We start from the raw sequence: 1,763 nt of genomic DNA on the forward strand, positions 1-1,763 counted from the left end.
GCCGGGCGGCTGGTCTCGAACTCCCCGGCCAGCTCGCCGGCCGTACGCTCGCGCTCGGCCACCAGCTCCAGCAGCCTGCGCCGGACCGGGTCGGCCAGCGCCTCGAACACTCCCGTTCTCACCCGTCCTTTGTACCCTACGGGTTACGTAAACCCGCAAGTTACGCAAGCTGGTCTCGTCACGCGCCTGCCCGTGTCAGTGTGAAGCCGATGCTTGCGCCCATCCCCTGCCCGTAGGCGAGCTGGATCAGCAGTTGCACGGCGGGCTCCAGGTAGCGGGCGTTGGCCAGCGGGCCGGCGTCCACGGCGTCGAGGCCGAGTTGCGTGCCCAGCTCCAGCACCGTCTTCTTGGCGGCCTCATCGTCGGAGGCCACCGGCAGGAACAGGTCGGCGGTGTCCAAGCTGGCGGCGAACACCGTATTGAAAGCCTTGACCACCCGGGCCCCGGGCAGTGTGGCGGCGACCTGCTCACCCGCCGAGGTGGTGTGCCCGATGGTCAGCGACATGAAGTCGGCCGCCAGCGGGTTGGTGACATCGATCACTACCTTGTCCCGCAGGGCGGTCTTGACCTTGGCGTCGAGCTGGGCGACGGCGGGGAACGGCACGGCCAGCACGGTGACGTCGGCCCCGGCGACCTGCGTCGCGACCTGGTCCGCGGGGGTCGAGGAGTTCGCCGTGGTGACCGTGTGCCCGGCCGTGGCAAGACGGCGCGCAAGCGCGGAGCCGACATTGCCCTCGCCGATGATGCTGATCTTCATGAGTGGCCCTTTCCGATGGCACGACAAGAAATGCGTCGAATTTGACGCATTTCTGCAACAGGGTCGATCGTACGATTGCGTCGAATTCGACGCAACTCCGATAGGCTCCTCCCATGAGCGAACCGCGGTGGTTGAACGAGACGCAGATGCGCGCCTGGACCGGCTTCCTGGAGACCTCCGGCCTGATCCAGCGCCATGTCGAACGCCAGCTCCGAGACGACGCCGGCCTCACCATGATCCAGTACGAGATCCTGCACTGGGCCAACATGTGCGCCCCCCGGCACAGGTGCATCACCGAGCTCGCCGACTTGATGATCACCTCGCGCAGCGGCCTGAGCTACCAGGTGGCCCAGCTGGAGAAGGCCGGCCTGCTACGCCGCGAAACCGACACCAACGACGAACGCAGGACCATGGTCGTCATCACCGAAGACGGCCAGCGACTCCTCCAGAAGACCGCGCCGGGACATGTGGCGGCGGTCCGCGACGGCCTGATCGACCTCCTGACCGACGAGCAGATCGCCCAGCTCGCCGACATCATGGACGGTGTGCGCACCAAGCTGCGCCCCCGTGTACTGCCGACCGCCTCCCGCAAGAAGGCCACCTGACCTCCGTTCAGCCTCCCGGTCCCGGAGGAGCGGCGTTGCCCGCTACGAGCTTCCCCGAGGAGCTGTCGGCGGCCGGGCTTGCACAGTTCTTCCGGTGGGCTCGCGTCGGCTGGTTGGGCTGTGCAGTGGGGCACAGTGCGCATGCGCAGGGCGTGCCTGACCGTACGGTCAGCGGGTGGAGATGGTGTACGAGCATGCTGGGGAGATCCGGGGGAGTACCGTGTCCCCCGCGCCCGGGCAGCGCCCGTCTAGATGATTGATTCCAAGGGGTTGGGATCAGCTGTTCGGCTGCGGACATGAAGCGAGGGCGTTCAAGATCCGTTTGTGACGACAGAACTGAACACCCTCGCGACAGCACTGTACGTGAAGATCGACGATCAGCTGATCGCTTCTCCGGATCT

General features: G+C 66.6%; 3 protein-coding genes. 1 reads left to right on the top strand and 2 read right to left on the bottom strand.

Going from position 1 to position 1,763, the window contains the following annotated elements; translation table 11 throughout:
* Together KME80_RS51570 and KME80_RS49720 are read right to left on the bottom strand one after the other, a co-directional pair.
* A partial coding sequence (locus tag KME80_RS51570; RefSeq protein WP_219520077.1) for an ArsR family transcriptional regulator occupies nucleotides 1-122 on the bottom strand: 122 nt, incomplete at its 3' end.
* Between the two features lie 56 nt (nucleotides 123-178).
* Nucleotides 179-757 (bottom strand): NADPH-dependent F420 reductase, encoded by a 579-nt coding sequence (locus KME80_RS49720; RefSeq protein ID WP_219520071.1) that lies wholly within the window; start codon nucleotides 755-757, stop codon nucleotides 179-181.
* 113 nt (nucleotides 758-870) lie between these two features.
* On the opposite strand from KME80_RS49720, the gene KME80_RS49725 reads away from it, so the two are divergent.
* Nucleotides 871-1,362, top strand: a complete 492-nt coding sequence (locus KME80_RS49725; protein WP_219520074.1) for a MarR family winged helix-turn-helix transcriptional regulator — start codon at nucleotides 871-873, stop codon at nucleotides 1,360-1,362.
* Nucleotides 1,363-1,763 lie beyond the last annotated feature (401 nt).

The sequence above is a fragment of the Nonomuraea ceibae genome (assembly GCF_019396325.1).
GTDB lineage: Bacteria > Actinomycetota > Actinomycetes > Streptosporangiales > Streptosporangiaceae > Nonomuraea > Nonomuraea ceibae.